Origin of the sequence: Kitasatospora setae KM-6054 (assembly GCF_000269985.1) — a bacterium.
Classification (GTDB): domain Bacteria; phylum Actinomycetota; class Actinomycetes; order Streptomycetales; family Streptomycetaceae; genus Kitasatospora; species Kitasatospora setae.
This window is the reverse complement of sequence record NC_016109.1, coordinates 5,707,136-5,731,893: the sequence shown is the minus strand read 5'-3', so window position 1 is coordinate 5,731,893 and position 24,758 is coordinate 5,707,136. Positions and strand designations below refer to the sequence as shown.

23 protein-coding genes, 5 tRNA genes and 1 pseudogene are annotated in these 24,758 nt (G+C 73.7%); 8 read left to right on the top strand and 21 right to left on the bottom strand.

Annotation, left to right across the window (positions count from 1 at the left end; genetic code table 11):
- Positions 1-6: 6 nt before the first annotated feature.
- Positions 7-1,614: a DAK2 domain-containing protein gene (locus KSE_RS25480; RefSeq protein WP_033259288.1), complete on the bottom strand. Its 1,608-nt coding sequence runs from the start codon at positions 1,612-1,614 to the stop codon at positions 7-9.
- Between the two features lie 300 nt (positions 1,615-1,914).
- On the opposite strand from KSE_RS25480, the gene rpmB reads away from it, so the two are divergent.
- A complete protein-coding gene (rpmB, locus tag KSE_RS40315) occupies positions 1,915-2,100 on the top strand; it encodes a 50S ribosomal protein L28 (RefSeq protein WP_014138233.1) in 186 nt (61 codons plus the stop codon).
- Positions 2,101-2,248: 148 nt separating this feature from the next.
- On the opposite strand, the gene thiD is transcribed toward rpmB, so the two are convergent.
- The 3 genes from thiD to KSE_RS25465 form a co-directional block, all read right to left on the bottom strand.
- Positions 2,249-3,055: a bifunctional hydroxymethylpyrimidine kinase/phosphomethylpyrimidine kinase gene (gene thiD, locus KSE_RS25475; RefSeq protein ID WP_014138232.1), complete on the bottom strand. Its 807-nt coding sequence runs from the start codon at positions 3,053-3,055 to the stop codon at positions 2,249-2,251.
- A 31-nt stretch (positions 3,056-3,086) separates the two neighbouring features.
- Positions 3,087-4,112, bottom strand: a complete 1,026-nt coding sequence (locus KSE_RS25470) for a 6-phosphofructokinase (RefSeq protein WP_014138231.1) — start codon at positions 4,110-4,112, stop codon at positions 3,087-3,089.
- A 128-nt stretch (positions 4,113-4,240) separates the two neighbouring features.
- Positions 4,241-5,209, bottom strand: a complete 969-nt coding sequence (locus KSE_RS25465) for a thiamine-phosphate kinase (protein WP_014138230.1) — start codon at positions 5,207-5,209, stop codon at positions 4,241-4,243.
- 168 nt (positions 5,210-5,377) lie between these two features.
- On the opposite strand from KSE_RS25465, the gene KSE_RS25460 reads away from it, so the two are divergent.
- Both KSE_RS25460 and KSE_RS25455 read left to right on the top strand, forming a co-directional pair.
- On the top strand, positions 5,378-5,611 hold the full coding sequence (locus tag KSE_RS25460) for an Lrp/AsnC family transcriptional regulator (RefSeq protein WP_014138229.1): 234 nt from the start codon (positions 5,378-5,380) through the stop codon (positions 5,609-5,611).
- Between the two features lie 19 nt (positions 5,612-5,630).
- Complete coding sequence (locus KSE_RS25455; RefSeq protein ID WP_014138228.1) at positions 5,631-6,164, top strand: DUF3515 domain-containing protein; 534 nt, start codon at positions 5,631-5,633, stop codon at positions 6,162-6,164.
- A 15-nt stretch (positions 6,165-6,179) separates the two neighbouring features.
- Here KSE_RS25455 and KSE_RS25450 read toward each other — a convergent pair whose 3' ends face one another.
- Genes KSE_RS25450 through KSE_RS25440 form a run of 3 tightly spaced genes read right to left on the bottom strand, consistent with a single transcriptional unit; the run spans position 6,180 to position 9,151 of the window.
- Positions 6,180-7,322: a D-alanine--D-alanine ligase family protein gene (locus KSE_RS25450; RefSeq protein WP_014138227.1), complete on the bottom strand. Its 1,143-nt coding sequence runs from the start codon at positions 7,320-7,322 to the stop codon at positions 6,180-6,182.
- 30 nt (positions 7,323-7,352) lie between these two features.
- Complete coding sequence (locus KSE_RS25445) at positions 7,353-8,336, bottom strand: NAD(P)H-dependent glycerol-3-phosphate dehydrogenase (RefSeq protein WP_033259299.1); 984 nt, start codon at positions 8,334-8,336, stop codon at positions 7,353-7,355.
- Positions 8,337-8,350: 14 nt separating this feature from the next.
- On the bottom strand, positions 8,351-9,151 hold the full coding sequence (locus KSE_RS25440; RefSeq protein ID WP_014138225.1) for a lysophospholipid acyltransferase family protein: 801 nt from the start codon (positions 9,149-9,151) through the stop codon (positions 8,351-8,353).
- Positions 9,152-9,371: 220 nt separating this feature from the next.
- On the opposite strand from KSE_RS25440, the pseudogene cofC reads away from it, so the two are divergent.
- Positions 9,372-10,079 (top strand): annotated as a pseudogene (cofC, locus tag KSE_RS44955) (2-phospho-L-lactate guanylyltransferase); the annotation flags it as partial.
- A gap of 255 nt (positions 10,080-10,334) precedes the next feature.
- Here the strand turns inward: cofC and KSE_RS25430 are convergent.
- Both KSE_RS25430 and KSE_RS25425 read right to left on the bottom strand, forming a co-directional pair.
- Complete coding sequence (locus tag KSE_RS25430; RefSeq protein WP_014138223.1) at positions 10,335-10,730, bottom strand: hypothetical protein; 396 nt, start codon at positions 10,728-10,730, stop codon at positions 10,335-10,337.
- Positions 10,727-10,972, bottom strand: a complete 246-nt coding sequence (locus KSE_RS25425) for a hypothetical protein (protein WP_148283154.1) — start codon at positions 10,970-10,972, stop codon at positions 10,727-10,729. Before KSE_RS25425 ends, KSE_RS25430 begins: the two co-directional genes overlap by 4 nt.
- 172 nt (positions 10,973-11,144) lie before the next feature.
- Between KSE_RS25425 and KSE_RS25420 the strand changes: the two genes are divergently transcribed.
- Positions 11,145-11,885 carry a GntR family transcriptional regulator gene (locus tag KSE_RS25420; protein WP_014138221.1) on the top strand — a complete coding sequence of 247 codons (741 nt, stop codon included), beginning with the start codon at positions 11,145-11,147 and terminating at the stop codon, positions 11,883-11,885.
- Between the two features lie 255 nt (positions 11,886-12,140).
- On the opposite strand, the gene KSE_RS25415 is transcribed toward KSE_RS25420, so the two are convergent.
- From KSE_RS25415 to leuC, 4 genes are all read right to left on the bottom strand, one after another.
- Complete coding sequence (locus tag KSE_RS25415) at positions 12,141-12,821, bottom strand: HU family DNA-binding protein (protein WP_014138220.1); 681 nt, start codon at positions 12,819-12,821, stop codon at positions 12,141-12,143.
- Positions 12,822-12,954: 133 nt separating this feature from the next.
- Positions 12,955-13,245, bottom strand: a complete 291-nt coding sequence (locus KSE_RS25410; protein ID WP_014138219.1) for an SCO5555 family protein — start codon at positions 13,243-13,245, stop codon at positions 12,955-12,957.
- A gap of 134 nt (positions 13,246-13,379) precedes the next feature.
- Entirely contained in the window at positions 13,380-13,976 is a 597-nt protein-coding gene (leuD, locus tag KSE_RS25405) for a 3-isopropylmalate dehydratase small subunit (RefSeq protein WP_014138218.1), read from the bottom strand.
- A 4-nt stretch (positions 13,977-13,980) separates the two neighbouring features.
- Positions 13,981-15,402: a 3-isopropylmalate dehydratase large subunit gene (gene leuC, locus KSE_RS25400; RefSeq protein ID WP_014138217.1), complete on the bottom strand. Its 1,422-nt coding sequence runs from the start codon at positions 15,400-15,402 to the stop codon at positions 13,981-13,983.
- A 233-nt stretch (positions 15,403-15,635) separates the two neighbouring features.
- On the opposite strand from leuC, the gene KSE_RS25395 reads away from it, so the two are divergent.
- Positions 15,636-16,349, top strand: a complete 714-nt coding sequence (locus KSE_RS25395; RefSeq protein WP_014138216.1) for an IclR family transcriptional regulator — start codon at positions 15,636-15,638, stop codon at positions 16,347-16,349.
- Between the two features lie 135 nt (positions 16,350-16,484).
- Here the strand turns inward: KSE_RS25395 and KSE_RS25390 are convergent.
- The 8 genes from KSE_RS25390 to KSE_RS43440 all read right to left on the bottom strand — a co-directional run bounded on the left by KSE_RS25390 (position 16,485) and on the right by KSE_RS43440 (position 19,736).
- A tRNA-Gln gene (locus tag KSE_RS25390) sits at positions 16,485-16,559 on the bottom strand.
- A gap of 4 nt (positions 16,560-16,563) precedes the next feature.
- Positions 16,564-16,636: transfer RNA gene (locus tag KSE_RS25385), tRNA-Glu, on the bottom strand.
- Positions 16,637-16,649: 13 nt separating this feature from the next.
- Positions 16,650-16,722 (bottom strand) — tRNA-Glu (locus tag KSE_RS25380).
- Between the two features lie 38 nt (positions 16,723-16,760).
- Positions 16,761-16,833, bottom strand: a tRNA-Glu gene (locus KSE_RS25375).
- A gap of 21 nt (positions 16,834-16,854) precedes the next feature.
- Positions 16,855-16,926, bottom strand: a tRNA-Gln gene (locus tag KSE_RS25370).
- A gap of 199 nt (positions 16,927-17,125) precedes the next feature.
- The gene (gene gltX / locus KSE_RS25365; RefSeq protein WP_014138215.1) at positions 17,126-18,640 is read right to left on the bottom strand and encodes a glutamate--tRNA ligase; all 1,515 of its coding nucleotides are present in this window, start codon (positions 18,638-18,640) and stop codon (positions 17,126-17,128) included.
- A complete protein-coding gene (locus KSE_RS25360) occupies positions 18,633-19,433 on the bottom strand; it encodes a fumarylacetoacetate hydrolase family protein (protein WP_014138214.1) in 801 nt (266 codons plus the stop codon). The genes gltX and KSE_RS25360 overlap by 8 nt, the downstream gene beginning before the upstream one ends.
- Positions 19,434-19,562: 129 nt before the next feature.
- Positions 19,563-19,736 carry a hypothetical protein gene (locus KSE_RS43440; protein WP_014138213.1) on the bottom strand — a complete coding sequence of 58 codons (174 nt, stop codon included), beginning with the start codon at positions 19,734-19,736 and terminating at the stop codon, positions 19,563-19,565.
- A gap of 470 nt (positions 19,737-20,206) precedes the next feature.
- Between KSE_RS43440 and KSE_RS25355 the strand changes: the two genes are divergently transcribed.
- Both KSE_RS25355 and KSE_RS25350 read left to right on the top strand, forming a co-directional pair.
- Positions 20,207-24,214, top strand: a complete 4,008-nt coding sequence (locus KSE_RS25355) for a sensor histidine kinase (RefSeq protein ID WP_014138212.1) — start codon at positions 20,207-20,209, stop codon at positions 24,212-24,214.
- A gap of 10 nt (positions 24,215-24,224) precedes the next feature.
- Positions 24,225-24,638 carry a roadblock/LC7 domain-containing protein gene (locus KSE_RS25350; RefSeq protein WP_014138211.1) on the top strand — a complete coding sequence of 138 codons (414 nt, stop codon included), beginning with the start codon at positions 24,225-24,227 and terminating at the stop codon, positions 24,636-24,638.
- The last annotated feature ends 120 nt before the right edge of the window (positions 24,639-24,758 follow it).

Genomic DNA, 24,758 nt, shown 5'->3' with positions numbered 1-24,758 from the left:
TCCGGCTCACTCCACCCCGATGAGCAGCGGGGCGGCCTCCTGGCCGCCCCGGTAGGCGACGGTGTCGACCTCGGGACGGGTGCGCCGGGCGTGCGCGATCAGCCGGTCGGCGAGCCCGGCGGGGGCCTCCTCGCCGAGCACCAGGGTGACCAGTTCGCCGCTCGCCGCGATCATCCGGTCGAGCACGGTCAGCGCGGTCTCGGTGAGGTCGGTGCCGATCACCGCGACGTCGCCGTCGATCAGGCCGAGCACGTCGCCGGCCTGGCAGACGCCCGCCATCGTCCAGGACTCGCCCTCGGCGACGGCCAGTTCGGCGTACCGGGTGGCGCCGGCCGCGGAGGTCATCGCGACCACGTCCTCGTCGAAGCGCCGGCCGGCGTCGTGCACGGCGAGCGCGGCCAGGCCCTGCACCGGGGAGCGGGTGGGCAGCACGGCGATCCGGACGCCCTCCTCGCGCAGCTGGTCGGCGGCGGCGCCGGCGGCGGGGCGCAGTTCGGGGTCGTTGAGCAGCAGCACCACCTCGCGGGCGCCGCAGCGGTGCACGGCGGCGACCAGTTCGGCGCTCACCGGCGGCCGGTCCGGGTCGGCCTCCAGCACCACCGACCCGGCCTGCCCGCACAGCTGGGCCAGGCCGCTGCCGGTGACCACGCTGAGCACCGCCCGCCCGTGCGAGACGGTCTCCTCGCGCTCCCCGGAGCGGGCGGCGGCCTCGGCGAAGTGGGTGACCCGGATCCGGTAGGGCCGGCCGGCCTCGACGCCGGCCTCGACGGCCGCGCCCGCGTCGTCCACGTGCACGTGGACGTTCCACAGGCCGTCGCCGCCGCCGATCACCAGCGAGTCGCCGAGCCGGCCGAGCCGTTCGCGCAGCCGGGGCAGCTGCCCGTCCTCGGCCTCCAGCAGGTAGATCACCTCGAACGCGGGGTGGCCGGGGCCGGGCGGGCGCTCCTGGCGCTCGCAGCCGTCCGGCACCGGCGGGTCGACCTCGCGGCGCAGCGCGACCGGGCCCATCGGCTGCTGTCCGGAGACGGCGTCGACCAGCGCGCCCAGCACCGCGACCAGGCCGCGGCCGCCCGCGTCCACCACCCCGGCCTCGGCCAGCACGGAGAGCTGGTCGGGGGTGCGCAGCAGGGCCTGCCGGGCCGCCCGGTACGCCTCCTGGGCCTGTCCGGTCAGCCCGTCGGCGCCGGTGGCGGCGGCCGCGGCGGCGGCGGCGACCGTCAGCAGGGTGCCCTCCACCGGTTCGGCGACCGCGAGGTAGGCCGAGCGGGCGCCGTGGTCGAGCGCGGCGGCCAGTTCGCCGCCGGCCGCCAGCACCTCGGCCAGGCCGCGCAGCCACTGGGCGAGGATCACGCCGGAGTTGCCGCGCGCCCCGATCAGCGCCCCGCGGGCGGCGGCGGTGGTGGCGGCGGCCAGTTCGGGCGCCTCGGCGGCGGCGAACACCGCGTCCAGCGCCTCGGCGGCGGACTCGACGGTCAGGTAGAGGTTCGTCCCGGTGTCCCCGTCCGGAACCGGGTACACGTTCAGCGCGTCGATCTCCTCGCGGGCCTGGCCGAGGGCGGCCAGCGCGAGCCGGCACCAGGTGCGGACGGCCGGGGCGTCGAGGGTGTCCAGCACCAGGTCTCCTCCGGATGAACGCCACGGGAACACGACGGGACGCGGTGGCGAGGGGCGATGCTGGCAGGTTATCGGCCCCCGCGGGGGTGCCCGCCGCAGGCTCGGGCCCGGCCCGGCCTCCGCTCGGGCCCTGGTCCGGCCCCTGGTCGGCCCCCTGCTCGGGCCCGGCTCGGGGGAACGATCACCCGCGCGATCGTGGTAGTTTCGTTGAGCGGGAGTCACCGTTGTATGCTCTCCCGGTTGCCTGGAGCACCCCGGGCTAGTGACAAGTACCTGATCTGAAGTCTTGGAGTGACTCCTGTGGCTGCCAACTGTGACGTCTGCGGCAAGGGCCCGGGCTTCGGCAACAGCATCTCCCACTCGCACCGCCGCACCCCCCGTCGTTGGAACCCCAACATTCAGACGGTGCGCGCTGTGATCGGGCGGACGCCGAAGCGGCTCAACGTCTGCACCTCGTGCATCAAGGCCGGTAAGGTCTCGCGCTGACGCGCAGGCCGGTACGCCGGTCACCGGTTTTCCCGTGAGCCGACCACGCCCCTTCCGGGGGGACCGCGGTCGGCTCACGGCTTTGCCGGTGCCGTACCGGAAGGGGCGTTCCAGGTTCTCCTGGGACGCCCCTTCCGGCTGTCCGCCGTCAGTCCCTGGCCTGCCAGAAGTGGTCCACCGGGCCGATGCCGGCGCCGAGCGCGAAGCCGTGCGCGATGGCGCCGGTGACGTACGCCTTGGCGCGGGCGACGGCCTGCGGCACCGGGTCGCCCTTGGCGAGCTGGGCGGCGACGGCGCTGGCGAGGGTGCAGCCGGTGCCGTGGGTGTGCCGGTTGTCGTGGCGGGGCGCCCGGTACCAGTGGGTCTGCCCGTCGGGGCCGAGCAGCAGGTCGGCGGCCTCGCCGTCGAGGTGGCCGCCCTTGATCAGGGCCCAGTCGGGGCCGAGGTCGCGCAGCGCCTTGGCGGCGTCGAGCATGTCGCGCTCGCCGGTGACGGTGATCCCGGTGAGCTGGGTGACCTCGTGCAGGTTGGGGGTGGCCAGGGTGGCGACCGGCAGCAGCCGGCCGCGGAGGGTGGCGACGGCGTTCGCGGCGAGCAGCGCGTCGCCGTGCTTGGAGACGCCGACCGGGTCGACGACGACCGGGGCGGGGGCGTCGGCGAGCAGGTCGGCGACGGTCTCGACGAGTTCGATCGAGGCGAGCATGCCGGTCTTGACGGCCTGCACGCCGATGTCGTCGACGACGCTGCGGTACTGGGCGCGGACGGCCTCGGCGGGCAGTTCCCAGTAGCCCTGGACGCCGAGCGAGTTCTGCGCGGTGACGGCGGTGATGACGCTCATGCCGTGCACGCCGAGGGCCAGCATCGCCTTGAGGTCGGCCTGGATGCCCGCACCGCCGCCGCTGTCGGAGCCGGCGACGGTGAGGACTCGGGGCGGGGCGGCGGTTTCGGTGCTCATGCGCCCCAACCTACCGACCCGCCCGGCCGGGTCAGAGCACGGCCTCGGACTCGCTCCAGCGGTCCTCCGGGACGGTCTTGAGCTGGACCACGGCGTCGGCGATCGGGGTGAGGTGGATCTCGGTGCCGCGCAGCGCGGTGAAGTGCCCGAACGCGCCCTTGTGGACGGCCTCGACGGCGTGCCAGCCGAAGCGGGTGGCGAGCACCCGGTCGAGCGCGGTGGGGGTGCCGCCGCGCTGGGTGTGGCCGAGGATGACCGGCCGGGCCTCCTTGCCGAGCAGGTTCTCCAGCTCGATGGCGAGCCGGGTGCCGATCCCGCCGAAGGTCTGGTGACCGAACTGGTCGACCTGGCCGTGCTCGAAGCGCAGCGTGCCGGGCAGCGGCTGGGCGCCCTCGGCGACCGCGATGATGGCGAACTTCTTGCCGCGCTGGAAGCGCTCCTCGATCATCCGGGCGACGGCCTCGATGTCGAAGGGCTTCTCCGGGATCAGGATGCCGTGGGCGCCGCCGGCCATGCCCGCGGTGAGGGTGATCCAGCCGGTGTGCCGGCCCATCAGCTCGACCACCATGACCCGCTGGTGCGACTCGGCGGTGGTCTTCAGCCGGTCGATGGCCTCGGTGGCGACGTGCACGGCGGTGTCGAAGCCGAAGGTGACGTCGGTGGCGTCGATGTCGTTGTCGATGGTCTTGGGGACGCCGACGACGGGCAGTCCGGCGTCGCTGAACAGCTTGGCGGCGGTCAGGGTGCCCTCGCCGCCGATCGCGATCAGCGCGTCGATGCCGAGGTTCGCGGCGAGCTGCCGGGAGTTCTCGACCGCCCAGCGGATCTTGTCGCGCTGCACCCGGGCGGAGCCGAGGATGGTGCCGCCGAGGGTGAGCAGGCCGGTGACGTCGTCGTGCGAGAGCGGGCGGGCGCGGCCCTCGATCAGGCCGAGGAAGCCGTCCTCGATGCCGAGGATCTCGTCGCCGTGCACGTCGGTGCCGCGGTGCACGACCGAGCGGATCACCGCGTTGAGGCCGGGGCAGTCGCCGCCGCTGGTGAGGACGCCGATTCGCATGGTGGCTGGGCTCCCTGCTCCCGGGGGGCGCGCCCCCGCGTACGTAGGTGGACCGGACCGTCGACGCTGCCGGTCCGCCCGACAGGCGCAACACTACGCGGTCGGCGGCGCCTCACCCGGGAGGGCGACTACTCGTCGGCGAAGTGGTCCCAGCCGGCGGTGCGGTCCCAGGGGGCGCCGTCGACCGTGACGGTGCCGCCGCGGCCGGGGCGGGCGGTCCGGACGACCTCGCCGATGACCCGCCAACGGGCGGGCAGCGGGGCCGACTTGGGGAAGGTCGCGACGATCGCGTGGTCCTCGCCGCCGGAGAGCACCCAGACCAGCGGGTCGACGCCGACCGCCTGCCCGATGTCGGCCATCTGCGCGGGGACGTCGAAGTCGGCGGCGCGCAGGTCGATGTCGACGTCGCTGGCCCGGGCGACGTGGCCGAGGTCGGCGACCAGGCCGTCGGAGACGTCGACCATGGCGGTGGCGCCGAGCTCGCTGGCGGCCGGGCCGGCGTGGTACGGCGGCTCGGGGCGGCGGTGCGCCTCGACGAAGGCCCGCGGGGAGCGGAAGCCGCGCTGCAGGACGGTCAGCCCGGCGGCGGACCAGCCGAGCCAGCCGGTGACCGCGACCACGTCCCCGACCTGCGCGCCGGAGCGCGTCACCGGGCGCCGGCCCTGCAGGTCGCCGAGCGCCGTGATGGCGAGCGTGATGGTGTCGCCGCGCACCACGTCGCCGCCGACCACGGTCGCGCCGGCCACCTGGCACTCGTCGCGCAGCCCGTCCATCAGCTCGGTGGCCCAGGTGGTGGGCAGGTCGGCGGGGGTGACCAGGCCGAGCAGCAGCGCGGTCGGGACGGCGCCCATCGCGGCGATGTCGGCGAGGTTCTGCGCGGCGCACTTGCGGCCGACGTCGTAGGCGGTGGACCAGTCGCGGCGGAAGTGCCGGCCCTCGATCAGCACGTCGGTGGTGGCGACCACCCGCCCGTCGGGCGTCTTGACCACGGCCGCGTCGTCGCCGGGTCCGAGCTCCACCGCCGGGGTCATCGGCAGCCGCGCGGTCAGCTCCCGGATGAGCCCGAACTCGCCGAGCTCGCCCACGGTCCCCTGCATCAGCCCGTCCTCCCGCGTTCCCCGTGTCCGTTTGGTGTGCGCCCCCGCGCGCAGCGTACGCCTTCCGGGGCCGTCCGGGGTCTCCCCGGTCGGCACCCGGGCGCGGTAGCGTGGTGATCAGACTGCCGGTCAGCACGTCCACCCCACCCAGCCGCCTGGAGGTCCCCCGTGGTGCAGGCGTACATCCTGATCCAGACCGAGGTGGGCAAGGCCACCGCGGTAGCCGAGTCCATCGCCAAGATCGCCGGAGTGGTCACCGCCGAGGACGTGACGGGCCCGTACGACGTGATCGTCCGCGCCGAGGCGGAGTCGATCGACGAACTGGGCCGCCTGGTGGTGGCCAACGTGCAGCAGGTCGAGGGGATCACCCGCACCCTGACCTGTCCGGTGGTGCGGCTGTAGGGCGGACTACCATCGTGCGGTGTCCTACCGCGACCTGCTGAACCGCCTGCCCGCCCCGGTGCGCTGGCTGGCCCCGCCCGCCGTGCTGCTGGCCTGCACGGCCGGCCTGGTCGCGTCCTGGAGCGGCGAGCCGGACGTCGCCCCGCCGGTGCCGGGCGCCGAGGCGGCCGGCTACTGCCGGGCGCTGGACGCCGCGCTGCCCGCCGAGCTGCTGGGGCACGCCCGCCGGGACCCGTCCCCGGCCTCCCCGTACACCGCCGCCTGGGCGTCCGCCCCGCGCACCGTGCTGACCTGCGGCGGCGACCGCCCGGCCTACCTGGACGCGTTCGACCGCAAGGGCCCCTGCGTGGACGGCGTCAGCTGGGGCATGGACGAGGACGGCAGCGGCGGCTACCGCTTCGCCACCGGGCTGCGCAAGGCGTACGTGGAGGTGGAGGTCCCGGCCGGCGCCTACGGCAACTACGCGGACCCGCTGTCCTCGTTCGCGGCGGCGATCCGGTCGTCCGTCCCGGTGATCGACGGGACGGACGACTCGAAGTGCCAGGACGACTAGCGCCCCGGCGGGGCCTCAGCGCAGGCCGGTGGAGCGGCGCAGCGCGGCCGCCAGCAGGCGGTCGATCAGCTCGGCGTAGGGCACGCCGGTGGCCTCCCACATCTTGGGGTAGGCCGAGATCGGGGTGAAGCCGGGCATCGTGTTGACCTCGTTGACCATCCAGCGGCCGTCGGCCAGCAGGAAGAAGTCGACCCGGGCCAGGCCCTCGCAGCCGAGGCCGTCGAAGACCTCGACGGCCTGCCGGCGGATCTCGGCCTGCTCGGCGGCGGTGAGCTCGGCGGGGATCCGGACCTCGGAGGAGTCGATGTACTTGGCCTCGAAGTCGTAGAACTCGAAGTCGCCGTCGACCAGCACCTCGGCGGGCACCGAGGCGCGCGGGCCGTCCTCGAACTCCAGCACGCCGCACTCGATCTCGCGGCCCTCGACGCCCTTCTCCACGATCACCTTGGGGTCGTGGCGGCGGGCCTCCTCGACCGCGGCGTCCAGGTCGGCGAGGTCCTTGACCTTGGTGATGCCGATCGAGGAGCCGGCCCGGCAGGGCTTGACGAACAGCGGCAGGCCGAGCGCGGCGATCCGCTCGCGGGCGGCGGCGCGGCCCGCCTCGGACTCCCACTCGCGCGGCTTGAGCACCGTGTACTCGCCCGCGTACAGGCCGAGCGACTCGATGATCCGCTTGGTGAACTCCTTGTCCATGCCGACCGCGGAGGCCAGCACGCCGGAGCCCACGTACGGGACGCCGGAGAGCTCCAGCAGGCCCTGCAGGGTGCCGTCCTCGCCCCACGGGCCGTGCAGCAGCGGGAGCACCACGTCGACCTCGCCGAGGACCTTCGGCGCGGCGCCGGGCTCGCTCCACACCACCTCGCGGTTGCCGGGGGCGGCGGGCAGCGTGACCTGGCCCTCGGTGGACTCGGCGACCTGGTCGACGTCCGGCATCCGGCCGTCGGTGATGGCCATCCGGGACGGCTCGTCGCCGACCAGGGCCCACCGGCCCTCGTGGGTGATGCCGATCGGCAGCACCTCGTACTTGGCGCGGTCGATCGAACGCAGCACGCTGGCGGCGGTGACCACGGACACGCCGTGCTCGGAGCTGCGACCGCCGAAGACGATCGCGACGCGCGGCTTGGCCGCCTGGTTCGGGGAGGTCTGTTCGATGCTCATATCGGCGTTGAGACTACCGTCCGATTCCGGTCAGCGGCGCTCAGGCTTGGCCGAACGGGCCATCAGCCCTTCGAGTACCTCCTGGGTCGGCCGGCCCTTGTGCACCACGTCGACGACGGCCTCCACGATGGGCATGTCGACCCCGTTGCGCCGGGCCAGGTCGAGCACCGACTCGCAGGACTTCACGCCCTCGGCGGTCTGGCTGGTGGCGGCGATCGTCTCGGCCAGCGTCATGCCGCGGCCCAGGTTGGTGCCGAAGGTGTTGTTCCGGGACAGCGGCGAGGAGCAGGTCGCCACCAGGTCGCCCATGCCGGCCAGCCCGGCGAAGGTGTGCGGGTCGGCGCCCAGCACCAGGCCCAGCCGGGTGGTCTCGGCCAGCCCGCGGGTGATCAGCGTCGCCTTGGTGTTGTCGCCCAGGCCCATGCCGTTGGCCATGCCGACCGCCAGGCCGATCACGTTCTTCACCGCGCCGCCCAGTTCGCAGCCGACCACGTCGGTGTTGGTGTACGGGCGGAAGTACGGGGTGTGGCAGGCCTTCTGGAAGCGCTTGGCGACCGCCTCGTCGGCGCACGCCACCACCGTCGCGGCGGGCTGCCGGTTGGCGATCTCGCCGGCCAGGTTCGGGCCGGACACCACCACGACCCGCTCCGGGCCGACCCCGGCGACCTCGGCGATCACCTCGCTCATCCGCTTCACGGTGCCCAGCTCGACGCCCTTCATCAGGCTGACCAGCGCGGTCTGCGGCTCGATCAGCGGCGCCCAGAGCGCGAGGTTGTCGCGCAGCGTCTGGGACGGCACCGAGAGCACCGCGAAGTCCGCGCCGGCCAGCGCCTCGGCGGCGTCCGCGGTGGCCCGGATGCCCGCGGGCAGCACCAGCCCGGGCAGGTAGTCCCGGTTGACGTGGTCCCGGTTGATCGCGTCGGCCAGCTCCTGGCGGCGCCCCCAGAGCGTCACCTCGCAGCCCGCGTCGGCCAGGATCATCGCGAAGACGGTGCCCCAGGAGCCCGTCCCCATCACCGCGCAGCGGGTCACCGGCCGCCCTCCTCGGCGGCGCGCTCGCGCTTGGCCTGGGCGGCCGCGGCCCGGTCCTTGGCGGCCTTGCGCATGTCGTACCGCTCCTTCGGGGCCTGCTCGCCGCGGATGTCCTCCAGCACGGCGGTGATCGCCGCCATGATGTCGTCGGTGGCCTCCCGGAGCACCTGGGCGGTGATCTCCTGCCCCTGGTACCTGCTCAGGTCGACCGGCGGGCCCGCCGCGACGACCACCCGGTGCCGCGGGAACAGGCGGTACTTGCCCTTGCCCTTGCCGTACGGCGGGATGATCTCGTGCGCGCCCCAGTGCGCCACCGGGACCACCGGCGCGCCCGTCATCAGCGCGACCCGGGCCGCGCCGCTCTTGCCGGTCATCGGCCACAGCTCCGGGTCGCGGGTCAGCGTGCCCTCCGGGTAGAACTGCACGCACTGGCCGCCGTTCACCGCGTCGATCGCGGCCCGGAACGCCTCGGCCGCGTCGGTGGACTCCCGGAACACCGGGATCTGGCCGGTCTTGCGCAGCATGAAGCCGATGAACGGCACCGAGAACAGCGAGGACTTCGCGAGGATCCGCGGCGGGCGGCCCGAGTTGTACTGCCAGTGCGCGTAGAACACCGGGTCGATCACCGAGTTGTGGTTCACCGCGGCGATGAAGCCGGACTTCTCGGGCAGGTGCTCCCAGCCGCGCCAGTCCGCCTTTGCCAGGGCATTGGTCACCGGCTTCACGAGCACCGCCGCGAAGCGGTACCAGATCCCGTAGTCGGCGTTACCGAACCTGGCGTTAGTGCGGCGGGCCACCCCAGCTCCTCCTCGTCCGTGCGGCGCCCCGTACTGCGCCGCGGTCTCTCTCCTCGCCGGGGCCGACCAGCGGCTCCGGGGCGCCGACCAGTCTCGCCCGGGAGCCGAGCCTGTGTCGAGCAGCCACCACCGCCACCAGCCGACCGGCCCGGCCCGCTGCCCGGGACACCCCCCGGGACGCACTGGCCAGGGCTCCCCGGCCGACGCCACAATGGCGCCGATGACAGAGGACACCGTACGCCCCGCCGCCGTCGGGCCCACCGCCCCGGGGCGGCCCCGCGACCCGGCGGACCCGCCGCGGACCGGCTGGTCGGTGGTCGTCCCGGTGAAACCGCTCGCCGAGGCGAAGAGCCGGCTGGCCGCGCTCGGCGCGCTGCGGCCCCGGCTCGCCCTCGCCTTCGCCCGCGACACCGTCGCCGCCGCGCTCGCCTGCCCGGCCGTCGGCCGCGTCCTGGTGGTCACCCGGGACGCGCGCGCCGCCGCGGCGCTCCGCGCGCTGGGCGCCGACGTGCTGGCCGACGAACCCGGCGGCCTCAACCCGGCGCTCGCGCACGGCGCCGCGAGCGCCCTCCGGCGCCACCCCCGCTCGCCCGTCGCCACCCTCTCCGCGGACCTGCCCGCGCTCCGGCCCGCCGAGCTCGCCCGGGTCCTCGCCGCGGTGCCGCCGCACGGCCGGGCCTTCCTGCCGGACGCCCCCGGCACCGGCACCGTGCTGCTGGCCGGCGCCGACGGCGGCCCGCTCCGCCCGGCGTTCGGCCCCGGCTCCCGCGCCGCGCACCTGGCCGGCGGCGCCACCGAGCTCCGCCTCCCGCGCGTCCCCTCCGTCCGGCGCGACGTCGACACCCCGGCCGACCTGGCCGCCGCCCGCCTGCTCGGCCTCGGACCGGCCACCGCGGCCCTGCTCCGAAGCCCTATGCTGGCTCCCATGCAGGCCACCGCGTTCACCTTCGAGCCCACGACCCGCTCCGGCTCGGTCCTGCTCGACGACGGCACCCCGGTCCCCTTCGACGGCCCCGCCTTCGACGCCGGCGGCCTCCGCTTGCTCCGCGCCGGCCAGCGCGTCCGGATCCGCACCACCGGCGAGGGCGCCGACCGCCGGGTGGTCTTCCTCACCCTGCAGACCTTCCCCGACCCGGAAGCCGACGCCGCGCGGCCGTAGCGCCCGCTGCCCGCTGCCCGCTGCCTAGGCGCTCCGCCGGTGCGGCGGCCCGTCGAGGTCCGGTCGGCCGCCCGTGCCGTTCAGGCGCAGCAGGGTGACCTCCGGGGAGTCGACCAGCCTGAGCGGGGCGGGGACGAGTTGGATCGGCCCGTCGACCGTCGGGAGCACGCTGATCAGCCGGGTGCGGCCGAGCAGTGCGAAGCTGAGCCGCAGCCGGCCGTCCCGGGCGAGGAACTCCTCGGTGCGCCCGGTCGCGCCCGGCCCGAAGAAGTAGCGGTACGCCTCGAACTGCGTCCAGCCGAGCGGCAGGGTGCGCAGGGTCTGCCAGAGCGAGGAGAGCGCGGGCGCGAGGGTGAGGAACGAGGTCGGCTCGGTGATCTCCGCGATGCCGACGGTGTAGCCGGGCGGCGTGTCCTTCACGGCGGCTCCTGGGGCGGGCCGAACTCGGCCCAGACGGTGTGGATGCGGTTGCGGTAGCGGTGCCCGTACCGGTCCGCCTGGGTGAGGACGCCGAGGACCTCGAGGTGGTCGCGCGGGTCCGGGGCGGTGAGGTAGTCGGCCTCGACCCGGTGGCCGCCGTCGGGCAGCCGGATGATCCTGGCTTCGGATCCGGTGGCTGCGGCGAGCCTGGATGCCAGGTCGAACACCCTCGTGCTTCGCACGCCGCGCCTCTCCCCGAAGTCGTCCGATCACTCATAGTGAATCTAAGTCATTAGATTCCACCTGATGCATTAGATTGTCAAGCTGAATCACCCGTACTCCGCCCGCACCCCACCCCGTACCGCCCTCCTGCCGCCGCCCCGGCAGGTGCCGCCCTCCGCCGGGAGACGCCAGATGCCCTCACAGGACCCGCCGTACCTCCGCATCGCGGACCACCTGCGCCGCCGGGTGACGGCCGGGGAGTGGGCGGTCGGCGAGCGGCTGCCGTCCCGGGCGCGGCTGGCCGGGAGCTACGGGGTCGGGCCGAACGTGCTCCAGCGGGCGCAGGAAGTGCTCATCGCGGAGGGCCTGTTGGAGGGCCGGACGGGCTCGGGCACCTACGTCCGGGAGCCGGTCGAGCGGCTGACCATGGTGCGCTCGCGGACGGCGGGGCTGTTCCCGGCCGCGCTGACGCCGGACGGCGAGTGGGAGTCGGACTCGTCGGCCCGCACGGCCGCCAGCGAGGAGGTCGCCCGGCGGCTGCGGATCGAGCCGGGCGCGCTGACGGTGCACACCCGCTACGAGTTCCGGCTGGGCGACCGGATCGTCCAACTCGCGGATTCCTGGGAGCCGATGGGGCTGACCGGGGGATCCCCGGTGCTGCTGCCCGAGTACGGCCCGCTGCACGGCCGGGGCGTGGTGGCCCGGATGGCGGCGATCGGGGTGCGGGTGGTCCGCGCGGCGGAGCGGCTGCGCCCCTCCCGGGCGAACGCGGAGCAGGCGGCGCTGCTGGGAATCACCGCGGGCGACGCGGTGACGCTGATCGAGCGGACGTACCTGGACGACTCCGGGCGGCCGGTGGAGACCGCCGATCTGGTCATTCCGGATTCCCGCTGGGACATCTGCTACGAGCTTCCGCTGGAAACCGCGGAGTAAGCCGGACGGGCGGGCCGGCCGGTCATTCGCTTTTCCCCGTCCGACCGTCCGGATGAGTCCGGATGAGTCCGGATGAGGGGGCGTCGGCGCGACGCGGCGTCAGTCGGACGGCCCGCGGGCACCGCTGACGCCGGCTGCGGAACGGGCCGGCGCGACGGAGAACGGCCGCGCCGGTCCGGGCCCGGGCGGAACCCGGACCGGACCGGCGCGGCCGGTGCCCCGGTGCCGGTCGGGCCGGCGCCGGAGGTGGGGCGACTACTTGGCGGTGGACTTGCGCGCGGTGGTCTTCCGCGTGGCGGTCTTCTTCGCCGGAGCGGTCTTCTTGGCGGTGGCGGCGGTCTTCTTGGCGGCCGCCGCGGTGGTGGTCTTCTTGGCCGCGGCCTTCGCCGGGGCCGCCTTCTTGGCCGCCGCGGTCTTGGCCACCGTGGTCTTGGCCGTGGTGGCCTTCTTGACCGCGGTCTTGGCGGGGGCCGCCTTCTTGGCCGCCGTGGCGGTGGTCTTCTTGGCGGCGGTCTTCTTGGTCGCGGCGGCGGAGCCGGCGGCCGCGGCCCGCTTGGTGGCGGCCCGCTTGGCGGCCGGGGTGGCGGCCACGCCGGACTTGCCCGGGGTGAGCGAGCCCTTGGGCGCCTTCTTGACGGACGGGCCGTCCTTCGGCAGCTTCTTGCTGCCGGAGACGAGGTCCTTGAAGCCCTGGCCGGGACGGAACCGCGGCACGGCGGTCTTCTTGACCTTGACCCGCTCGCCGGTCTGCGGGTTCCGGGCGAAGCGCGCCGAGCGCTCCACCTTCTCGAAGGTGCCGAAACCGGTGACCGAGACGCGGTCACCCGCCACGACGGCACGCACCATGGTGTCGAGCACTGCGTCGACGGCCTCTGCGGCAGCCTTGCGACCGCCCAGCTGCTCGGCCACCGCTTCGACAAGCTGAGCCTTGTTCACGTCTTCCCCTTCGGAAACGGGCGCCGGATGATTCCATCCGTTCTTTTCGCACGTTAGGTATGTATCTGCGGACTTTCAATTACCAAACGCGTGAATCACCCTAGTGTCGCAATGGATTTGCGCATGGAGGTGCTCACCGGGGAGGCATCCGCCCCTCGTCGAGGTCCTGCACAAAGCGACTCAACCGCCGTGCCGCCCCCGGGAGATCGCGCTTCGCGGTCTCGGTGACGATCAGCAGTTGTCGGGTGAGAGCGGTCTTTGCGTCCGTCGACACGTTCAGCGCGTGAACGCGGGCGTGGGCTTGCTTCAACCGCTCGGCCACCAGTGCGTAGAGCAGGGTGACTTCCGAGTCGGCAGCACCGTCCCGACCGTCCGCGGACGCGGGTTCGCCGTCCTGGTACGGGGGTTCGGGACTGTGGTGCATGCAACGATTGTGCCATCTGTACGGAGTTGCGCTACACCAGGGTCTATTCCGGGCTGACGAACTCCCCTGCGAACAACGAAGACCCGCCCCGGAGGGGGGCGGGTCTTGTTGTCGTTCCGTCAGAAAGCGGCGGCTCAGGCGACCGGCTGGGTGCGCGGCTTGTAGGCCGGGCGCTTCGCCTCGAACGCGGCGACATCGGCCTCGTTCTGCAGGGTGATGCTGATGTCGTCCAGGCCGTTCAGCAGCCGCCAGCGGACGTTGTCGTCCAGCTCGAACGGGGCCGTGACGCCCTCGGCCCGGACCTCGCGGGCCTCCAGGTCGACGGTGATCTCGGCGGTCGGGTCGGCCTCGGTCAACTCCCAGAGCTTCTCCACCGTCTCCGCCGGCAGGACCACCGTGAGCAGGCCGTTCTTCAGCGAGTTGCCGCGGAAGATGTCGGCGAAGCGGGAGGAGATGACGGCCTGGAAGCCGTAGTTCTGCAGGGCCCAGACGGCGTGCTCGCGGGACGAGCCGGTGCCGAACTCGGGGCCGGTCACCAGGACGGACGCGCCCTGGCGCTCGGGCCGGTTCAGGACGAAGGACTCGTCCTTGCGCCAGGCCTCGAACAGGCCGTCCTCGAAGCCGGAGCGGGTGACCTTCTTCAGCCAGTGCGCCGGGATGATCTGGTCGGTGTCCACGTTCGAGCGGCGCAGCGGGACGGCGCGGCCGGTGTGGGTGGTGAACTTCTCCATGGCGTCAGACCTCCGCGGCCACGTTGTCGGTCAGGTCGGACGGTGCGGCCAGACGGCCCAGCAGCGCGGTGGCGGCGGCCACCTGGGGGGAGACCAGGTGGGTGCGGCCGCCCTTGCCCTGGCGGCCCTCGAAGTTGCGGTTCGAGGTGGAGGCGCAGCGCTCGCCCGGGGCCAGCTGGTCCGGGTTCATGCCCAGGCACATCGAGCAGCCGGCGTGCCGCCACTCGGCGCCCGCGGCGGTGAAGACCTTGTCCAGGCCCTCCTCGACGGCCTGCAGGGCGACCCGGACCGAGCCGGGGACGACCAGCATCCGCAGGCCCTCGGCGATCGTCCGGCCCTCGACGATGGCCGCGGCGGCCCGCAGGTCCTCGATCCGGCCGTTGGTGCAGGAGCCGACGAAGACGGCGTCGACCTTGACCTCGCGCAGCGGGGTGCCGGCCTCCAGGCCCATGTACTTCAGGGCGTTCTCGGCGGCGATCCGCTCCTGCGGGTCCTCGAAGTCCTCCGGGCTCGGCACGTTCGCGCCGAGCGGCGCGCCCTGGCCGGGGTTGGTGCCCCAGGTGACGAACGGGGTGAGCGAGGCGGCGTCGATCAGCACCTCGGCGTCGAAGACCGCGCCCTCGTCGGTGGCCAGGGTCTCCCAGTAGGCGACCGCGGCGTCCCAGTCCTCGCCCTGCGGGGCGTGCGGGCGGCCCTGCAGGTAGTCGAAGGTGGTGCGGTCGGGGGCGATCATGCCGGCCCGGGCGCCCGCCTCGATGGACATGTTGCAGATCGTCATCCGGGCCTCCATCGAGAGGCCGCGGATCGCCGAGCCGCGGTACTCCAGGACGTAGCCCTGGCCGCCGCCGGTGCCGATCTTGGTGATCACGGCCAGGATCAGGTCCTTGGCGGTGACGCCCTCGGGCAGCTCGCCCTCGACGGTGATCGCCATGGTCTTGAACGGGGCCAGCGGCAGCGTCTGGGTGGCCAGCACGTGCTCGACCTGGCTGGTGCCGATGCCGAAGGCCAGCGCGCCGAAGGCGCCGTGGGTGGAGGTGTGCGAGTCGCCGCAGACCACGGTCATGCCCGGCTGGGTCAGGCCCAGCTGCGGGCCGACCACGTGCACCACGCCCTGCTCGACGTCGCCCAGCGAGTGGATGCGCACGCCGAACTCGGCGGCGTTCTTGCGCAGCGTCTCCAGCTGGACCCGGGAGACCGGGTCCGCGATCGGCTTGTCGATGTCGAGGGTGGGGGTGTTGTGGTCCTCGGTGGCGATCGTCAGATCGGTCCGGCGGACCGGGCGGCCTGCCAGCCGGAGGCCGTCGAAGGCCTGCGGGCTGGTCACCTCGTGCAGCAGGTGCAGGTCGATGTAGAGCAGGTCGGGCTCGCCCTCGGCGCGCCGGACGACGTGGTCGTCCCAGACCTTCTCTGCGAGTGTCCGTCCCATCGGATTCCCTCCAGCCGGCCGCTCTGCCGGCCTTCTCGTGATCGTCGAGGTCTTGTCCCGTGCCGCCCTGTGAGGCTCGCTTGGAGTCGCGACCTGCACGCCGGACCGTCCAGGATGCGGACACCGTGGTGGGGCGCCGTCCTGGGTGTCTCCCGGGCTGCTGACTCCAAGAGTGGCGCTTTTCTCGGAAGATTGAACTTGCGTCTCGCTGATTGAGACTGCAGTATCGAGACATGGACAACACTAGCGGCGTCGGCGTTCTCGACAAGGCCGCTCTGGTGCTCAGCGCACTGGAGTCGGGCCCCGCCACGTTGGCGGGGCTGGTCGCCGCCACCGGTCTGGCGCGGCCCACCGCCCACCGACTCGCCGTCGCACTCGAACACCACCGCCTGGTCACCCGGGACATGCAGGGCAGGTTCATCCTCGGCCCCCGGCTCGCCGAGCTCTCCGCCGCGGCCGGCGAGGACCGCCTGCTGGCCGCCGCCGGCCCGGTGCTGACCCACCTGCGGGACGTCACCGGCGAGAGCGCCCAGCTCTACCGCCGGCAGGGCGAGATGCGGATCTGCGTGGCCGCCGCCGAGCGCCTCTCCGGTCTGCGCGACACCGTGCCGGTCGGCTCCACGCTGCCGATGAAGGCCGGTTCGGCTGCCCAGGTGCTGCTCGCCTGGGAGGAGCCGGAGCGCCTGCACCGCGGCCTCCAGGGCGCCCGGTTCACCGCCACCGCGCTCAGCGGCGTGCGCCGCCGCGGCTGGGCCCAGTCCATCGGCGAGCGCGAGCCCGGCGTCGCCTCGGTCTCCGCGCCCGTCCGCGGCCCGTCCAACCGGGTGGTCGCCTCGGTCTCGGTCTCCGGCCCGATCGAGCGCCTCACCCGCCACCCCGGCCGGATGCACGCCCAGGCCATCATCGAGGCCGCCAACCGCCTCACCGAGGCCCTGCGCCGCAGCTGAGCCGCCCCGCACGCGCACCGCGCGGCGTCCCCCCGTCCGCCGGCCGGGGGGACGTCGCCGTACCCGCGCCCGGGCACCGCCCGGGCATGCAAAAAGAGCCCCGGTTTCCCGGAGCTCGTTCTGTGGAGCGTTTCTTGGCTGGGGTACCAGGACTCGAACCTAGACTAAATGAACCAGAATCACTCGTGCTGCCAATTACACCATACCCCATAAGTACCCCCGACCGGATTCGAACCGGCGCTACCGCCTTGAGAGGGCGGCGTGCTAGGCCACTACACAACGGGGGCCTGAATGAGCGAGTACCCCCGACCGGATTCGAACCGGCGCTACCGCCTTGAGAGGGCGGCGTGCTAGGCCACTACACAACGGGGGCGAGACTCATTCATTCATGTGCAATTGTCAAGAATTGCGTACCCCCGACCGGATTCGAACCGGCGCTACCGCCTTGAGAGGGCGGCGTGCTAGGCCACTACACAACGGGGGCTTACTGCAGTGATGTGCTGCGCTGGGGTACCAGGACTCGAACCTAGACTAACTGAACCAGAATCAGTCGTGCTGCCAATTACACCATACCCCACCAGAGTTCAACCCCTCTGCGGGGTCTTCCTCGGTGTCTTGCGCCTCCCTGCCCGGGCGGCGCAGAAAGAACATTACCCGACGCCCCGCCCCGCTCCAAAATCGATAACCGCAGGCCGTGCGCCGGACACCTGCGGGCCAGGTCAGTGACCTGGCCCGCAGGTGTCCGTGGGCCGCCCCGGCGGGGGCCGGGAGGCGGCTCAGGAGGCCGGGAGCAGCTCCAGGGCGGAGAGCAGGCGGCGGAGCGTCTCCTCGCGGCCGAGCAGTTCCATCGACTCGAACAGCGGCGGGGAGACCCGGCGGCCGGTGACCGCGACCCGCAGCGGGGTGAAGGCGAACTTGGGCTTGATGCCCAGGCCCTCGACCAGGGCCTCGCGCAGTGCGGCCTGGATCGGCTCGGGGCTGAAGTCGGGCAGCTCGGTGAGCGCCTCGACCGCGGCCTCCAGCACCGGGCGGGCGTCGGCGGTGAGGACCTTGGCGCCGTCCTCGGGGTCGACCGCGAAGTCCGCGGGGGCGACGAACAGGAAGCCGGCCATGGTGACGATCTCGGAGAGGACGACCATCCGCTCCTGGGTGAGCGGCGCGACCTTCGCCAGCAGGTCGAGCTGCTCGGCGGTGGGCTCGGCCGGGAGCAGGCCGGGGGCCTGCAGGTAGGGCACCAGGCGCCGGACGAACTCCTCGGGGGCGAGGCGGCGGACGTGCTCGGCGTTGATGTGCTCGGCCTTCTTCAGGTCGAAGCGGGCCGGGTTGCCGTTGACGTCGTCGATGTCGAAGGCGGCGACCATCTCGTCGACGTCGAAGATGTCGCGGTCCTCGGCGAGCGACCAGCCCAGCAGGGCGAGGTAGTTGAGCAGGCCCTCGGGGAGGAAGCCGCGCTCGCGGTAGAGGTTGAGCGAGGCCTGCGGGTCGCGCTTGGAGAGCTTCTTGTTGCCCTCGCCCATCACGTACGGCAGGTGGCCGAACCGCGGGGTGGTGCCGTTGCCGACGCCGATCTCCGCCAGCGCGGCGTACAGCGCGATCTGACGGGGCGTCGAGGAGAGCAGGTCCTCGCCGCGCAGGACGTGGGTGATCTCCATCAGGGCGTCGTCGACCGGGTTGACCAGGGTGTACAGCGGGGCGCCGTTGGCCCGGACGATGCCGTAGTCGGGGACGTCCTTCGGGTCGAAGGAGATCGGGCCGCGGACCAGGTCGTCGAAGGCCAGCGTGGTGTCGGGCATCCGGAAGCGGAGGATCGACGGGCGGCCCTCGGCCTCGTACCCGGCCCGCTGCTCGGCGGTCAGGTCGCGGCAGTGGCCGTCGTAGCCGGAGGGCTTGCCGGCCGCGCGGGCGGCCTCGCGGCGGGCGTCCAGCTCCTCGGTGGTGCAGTAGCAGGGGTAGGCGTGGCCGGCCGCGCGCAGCCGCTCGGCGACGTCCGCGTAGACGTCCATCCGCTGCGACTGGCGGTACGGGGCGTGCGGGCCGCCGATCTCCGGGCCCTCGTCCCAGTCGAAGCCGAGCCAGCGCATGGCGCCGAGCAGCTGCTCGTACGACTCCTCGGAGTCGCGGGCCGCGTCGGTGTCCTCGATCCGGAACACCAGGGTGCCGCCGTTGTGCCGGGCGTAGGCCCAGTTGAACAGGGCGGTGCGGACCAGGCCGACGTGCGGGTTGCCGGTCGGGGAGGGGCAGAAGCGGACCCGGACGGCGGGGTCCTTCTGGTCGGCCACGTTGTCAGCCACGCTTGATCACCTTGTTGGAGAGGGTGCCGATGCCTTCGACGGAGACGGCGACCTCGTCGCCGATGTTCAGGGGGCCGACACCCGCGGGGGTGCCGGTGAGGATGACGTCGCCCGGGAGCAGGGTCATCGCCTCGGAGACGTGCGCGATCAGCTCGGCGACCGAGCGGATCATCTGCGAGGTGCGGCCGGCCTGCCGGAGCTCGCCGTTGACGGTGCAGGTGACGGCCAGGTCGGCGGGGTCGAGGTCGGTCTCGATCCACGGGCCGAGCGGGCAGGAGGTGTCGAAGCCCTTGGCACGGGCCCACTGGCCCTCGCGCTGCTGCACGTCGCGGGCGGTGACGTCGTTGGCGCAGGTGTAGCCGAAGACCACCTCGGGGACGCGCTCCAGCGGCACCTCGCGGCACATCCGGCCGATCACCACGGCGAGCTCGGCCTCGTACTGCACGTCCGAGGAGAACGGCGGGTAGGCGATCGACTCGGTGGGGCCGATGACGGCGGTGGAGGGCTTGAAGAAGGTCAGCGGCACGGCCGGGACCTCGTTGCCCAGCTCGGCGGCGTGCGCGGCGTAGTTGCGGCCGACCGCGACGACCTTGCTGGGGAGCATCGGGGCGAGCAGCCGGACGTCCCGCAGGCGGTGGGTCTCACCGGTCGGCTGGGGGGTGCCGAAGGGGTGCCCGGCCAGCGCGTGGACCACCAGCGAGTCGGGTTGCGCGGCATCCCCCTCGATGACTCCGAAGGAGACCGAGCCCGCCGCGGGGCTCCCTTCGCGGACGGAGAACCTGGCGATACGCACAGCGCTGCAACCTCTCGGTTCGTCGGCCGCCCGGACGCTCCCGGACGGCTGCCGGGCCCGCAGTACCGGGCTCGGCTCGTGGGTACCAGGTTATCGGCGCGGCGGGGCCCCGGGGCGCGCCCGGCGGGGCTAGCGGATGGTGCGGCGCGGGTTGGCGGTGGAGGCCGGGAGGTCGGTGGAGTAGGTGCGGCGGGTGCGGCCGGCCGCGAAGCCGGGCAGCTGGGAGAAGTCCGCGACGGAGGCCAGCGTGGTGCGGCGCGGGTTGGCCGTGGAGCCGGGGGCCTTGGGGGTCGTGTCGGACATCGGTGTCTGCACCCTTGTTTCACTCGAACGCGATTCGGACTTTTGCGCGGGCCCGCCACCGGGCAGGCTCCGAGCAACCCTGCCAGGTTAGGGAGCCCATTCCACAGCGACCGTGACCAAAGCTACACATCGGGCTGTGACTTTGCTCACAATTGGCGGGGCAAAGGGCGCGGAGGTGACGATTCCGGCCAATGCCGGAATCCCGCATTGCGGATATCCCGGACATTCGGCGTACAAGCCGATCTTCCCCTTCGTTGACCTGCACGCGTCGAGTGTCCGAAAAGGACCGTATTCCGCGCCGCGGGCGCCACGGAACGTGAGTCCCCGCGCGCGGAGGGTGGCCCAGGACACCGTGTCGTAACGGCCCTTGTTGGACTTCCCCCGCTGTGCTGGAATGCCACGGAAAAACTCGACACCGCCCTATCTCCGCACGGCGGGGAAGGGCGCCCGGTCCAGAGGTTGCGACGCCAGTGCAGGGACGTTTCAAGAGGGGCAGCGGCGCCGCGGGTGACCCGGAGTCGCGCGAGCCCGCGGCCGGCCCCCACCAGGCGGCACCGGCGACTACGGGCCAAGGCGAGCGGCCGTACGGCTCCCCCGCCGAGCCCGCCGCCGACAGCGGTGCGCAGGGCGCGAACGGCGCGCCCCAGCAGGACGGCGACAAGCCGGCCGGCCAGAAGAGCCGACGCGCCAGACTGCGCGGCACGCTCAACCGCCGCCGGGCCACCGGCCTGAGCCGCTTCGCCATGCGCAACTGGCGGATCCGGACCCGCCTGATCGCCCTGCTCCTCCTGCCCGTGATGGTGGCGCTGGTCTTCGGCGGCCTGCGCGTGCAGAGCTCGATGGAGAACTCCCGCGAGCTCTCCCAGATGAGCGACCTGGCCGAGCTGGCCCGGACCGCGACCGACCTGGCCGACGCCCTGCAGACCGAGCGCGACATCGCGGCCGGCCCGGTGGCGCACGGCGGCAACGCGGACACCGACAAGGACGTGCAGAAGGCGTACTCCGACAGCAGCGCGCTGTCGAAGCGGTTCAACGCGGCCGCCGACAAGTTCGACGACCTCGACCTGGCCGGCTCCAAGACCCTGCTGCTGCAGGTCCGCAAGGACCTCAACACGCTCCCCCGGGCCCGCCGCGGCGCCTTCACCGACCCGAACAACATCCAGGCCACGATCACCAACTACAACGTGATCATCAACGACCTGATCGGCGCCGCGCAGGACATCGCGATCACCTCGAACTCCACCGAGCTGGTCAAGTCCACCCGAACCCTGTACCAGTTCTCGCTGTCCAAGGAAGCCACTTCCATGCAGCGCGCGCTGATCTCGGCCGCGCTCGCCAACCCGGTCACGCCCACCCTCTCCGCCTCCGACGAGACCTTCGGCATCCGGCTGATCAACTCCGAGGACAACGCGATGGAGAACTTCACCGCGCTGTACGGAGAGGGCGCGGCCCGCTCGCTGCGCTCGGCCATGAGCTACAACAAGGTCGTCGCCGAGGCCGACCGGTTCGCCCAGGCGGTGCTGAACCCGAACGGCATCAAGCAGGCCGACGGCGTCAGCTACCAGCAGTGGTACGAGGAGTCCACGGCCAAGATCAACGCCGAGCGGGTCATCGAGAAGAAGCTCCTCGAGGACCTCAACGGCAAGGCCCAGAAGCTGCAGTCGGACGCCGACGCCCAGTCGGTCATCAACGCCTCGCTGGTCGCCCTGGTGCTCGTCGTCGCCATCGCCGGCGCCGCCCTGGTGGCCCGCTCGATGGTGCGCTCGCTGACCCGCCTGCAGACCTCCGCCGAGGACGTCGCCGAGCGGCGGCTGCCCGAGCTGGTCAAGACGCTCTCCGAGAGCGACCCGCACGACGTCGACGTCACCGTCGAGCCGGTCGGCGTCGACTCGGCCGACGAGATCGGCCACGTGGCGCACGCCTTCGACATGGTGCACCGCGAGGCGGTCCGACTGGCCGCCGAGCAGGCGCTGCTCCGCGGCAACATCAACGCGATGTTCACCAACCTGTCGCGCCGCAGCCAGGGCCTGATCCAGCGCCAGCTGTCGCTGATCTCCGAACTGGAGAGCCGCGAGGCCGACCCGGACCAGCTGGCCTCGCTGTTCAAGCTCGACCACCTCGCGACCCGCATGCGCCGCAACGGCGAGAACCTCCTCGTCCTCGCGGGCGAGGACCCCGGCCGCCGCTGGACCCGCCCCGTCCCGCTGGTCGACGTGCTGCGCGCCGCCGCCTCCGAGGTGGAGCAGTACGAGCGCGTCGAGCTCGCCTCGGTGCCCACCGCCGAGGTCGCCGGCCGCATCGTCAACGACCTCGTCCACCTGCTCGCCGAGCTGCTGGAGAACGCCACCTCGTTCTCCTCCCCGCAGACCCGGGTCCGGGTCACCGGCCACGCCCTGCCGGACGGCCGGGTGCTGATCGAGATCCACGACACCGGCATCGGCCTCTCCCCCGACGACCTCGCCGACATCAACGAGCGCCTCGCCAACCCGCCGGTCGTGGACGTCTCGGTCTCCCGCCGGATGGGCCTGTTCGTGGTCGGCCGGCTGTCGCTGCGGCACGGCATCCGGATCCAGCTCCGCCCGTCCGACTCCGGCGGCACCACCGCGCTGGTCATGCTGCCGGTGGACGTCACCAACTCCGCCGAGCGGCGCGGCAACCGGCCCGGGGCCGGCCAGCCGGGCCAGCCCGGCCAGCCGCCGCAGGGCGGCAAGCAGCAGCGCGGCCTGGCGCCGACCCCGCGCCAGCAGGGCCGCCCGGCGGGCGACCTGCCCGGTGCGCGGACCGCGCTCGGCCAGGCCGGACCGAACGACCCCGCGGGCCGTCCGCAGCTGGGCCAGGGCCCGGCCGGCGGCAGCCCCGACCTCTTCTCCCCCGCCGGCTCCTCCGGCCCGGCCGCGCCGCAGCGCACGCCGGGCGGGCCCGGCGGCCCGGGCGGACCCGGCACGCTCGGCGGCCAGCCGGGCGACGGCGGCTTCGGCCCGAACGGCGCCTTCGGCGGCCGCTCGCCGCAGCCGCAGGGCCGCCCCGGCGCGCTGCCGACCCGCTCGGTCGGCCAGTCGCTGCGCGAGAACCCGGCCCAGGGCGGGCCGGCCGGTCCGGGCGCGGGCGCGCCCGCCGGTCCGGGTGCCGGTGCGCCGGCCGGCGGCGGGCTGCCGCCGCGGCGGGTGCCGGGCGCCTCGGGTGCCCCGGGCCTCCAGGACGGTCCGGGCCAGCAGCGCGGCGGACTGCCGCCGCGCCGTCCGCAGCAGGGCCAGCCCGGTCAGTTCGGCCAGCCGCCGCAGGGCGGTCCGCAGGGTCCGGGTCAGGGCCAGGGCCCGCGCCGTCCGCAGGGCCCGCAGGGCGCCCCGCAGCCGGGCCAGCGGCGTCCGGGCGGTGAGCCGACCCAGCACGGGCGGGCCGAGCAGCCGCCGCGCCGTCCGCTGCCGCCGCAGGGGCCGGCCGCCCCGGTCGAGCAGTCGGGCGGGTTCGACCGTCCGCGCTTCGAGGCGTCCGACATCGACCCGCGCGACCCGCTGGGCCTCGGCCTGGTGGAGCCGGTGCTGCCGGACCCGGTGGGCCAGGGCTTCCCGCCCGTCCCGCCGCAGCCGCAGGCACCGCAGTTCGCCGAGCGTCCGCAGCCGATGGCGCTGCCGACGGCCGGCGAGCGGTCGGCCGAGCAGGCCGCTCCGGCCGGGCCGGGTGCGTCGGCGCCGGGCCGCGAGCAGCTCCGCCCGCGTCCGTACCAGCCGCAGCGCCCCGGCACCTCCGCGCCGGGCTTCGACGAGCGCGCGCAGGGCCCGGCCCCCCAGGGCCAGGCCGCGCGCCCGCAGGCCGAGCCGGTCGAGCGGCCGCGCCCGCAGCAGGGCCCGGGCCCGCAGTCGCCGGGCCTGCCGCACCGCCCGGCACCGGGCGGTGCACCGCAGCAGCGTCCGGCCGCACCCCAGCAGCAGCAGCGTCCGACCGGCCCGCAGGGCCAGCCGGGCCAGGGCCAGCGCCCGGCGGCGCCGTTCGGCGGCGCCCCGGCGGGCGGTCCGCAGGATGGTCCGCAGTCCGGCGCTCCGTCCGGTCCGCAGGGCGGCCGGCCGGTCGACCCGCAGGGCGACCCGGACGCGCCGTGGCGCCTGTCCGCGAACGACGAGCGCTGGCGGCGGGCCGAGCAGATGCGCGAGCCGCAGACCAACGGCCTGACCACCTCGGGGCTGCCGCGCCGCACCCCGCAGGCCAACCTGGTCTCCGGCAGCGCCGAGGCCAGCCCGCTGACCGGTCCCCAGGTCTCGCGCAGCCCGGAGGAGGTGCGCGGCCGGCTGACCAACCTGCGCCGCGGCATCCAGCAGGGCCGCCAGGCGGGGACGCAGCAGCCGGGCTTCGGCGGTCCCGCGTCGCAGCAGCGGCCGGGCTTCGACTTCGGCGGGACGTCCGAGGGCTACCGGGGAGCCCGGGGCGGACGGTCCGACGTCGATGGCAACAACGGCTTCGGCCCCGAGCACCAGGAGCGTTGAGTTGATCCAGATGAGCCAGGCCGCACAGAACCTGAACTGGCTGATCACCAATTTCGTGGACAACACCCCCGGGGTGTCCCACACCGTGGTGGTCTCCGCCGACGGTCTGCTGCTGTGCATGTCCGAGGGCTTCCCCCGGGACCGTGCCGACCAGCTGGCCGCCGTCGCCTCCGGCCTCACCTCGCTGACCTCCGGCGCCAGCCGCATCTTCGAGGGCGGCGAGGTCAACCAGACGGTGGTCGAGATGGAGCGGGGCTTCCTGTTCCTGATGGCGATCAGCGACGGCTCCTCGCTGGCGGTGCTCGCCTCGCCGGACTCCGACATCGGCCTGATCGGCTACGAGATGGCGTTGTTGGTCGACCGGGCCGGCGCGGTGCTCACGCCGGCCCTGCGGGCGGAGCTCCAGGGCAGCCTGCTCCACTGACGGACCGGTCCCACCCGACCCCGACTCCTTCTCAGCACCACCCTCACCGTGCCGGGTCCTCACCCGACCCCCGGATTCGGCACTCCCACCCCAGGTCTTCGCCGTACGGTGGCTGACAGC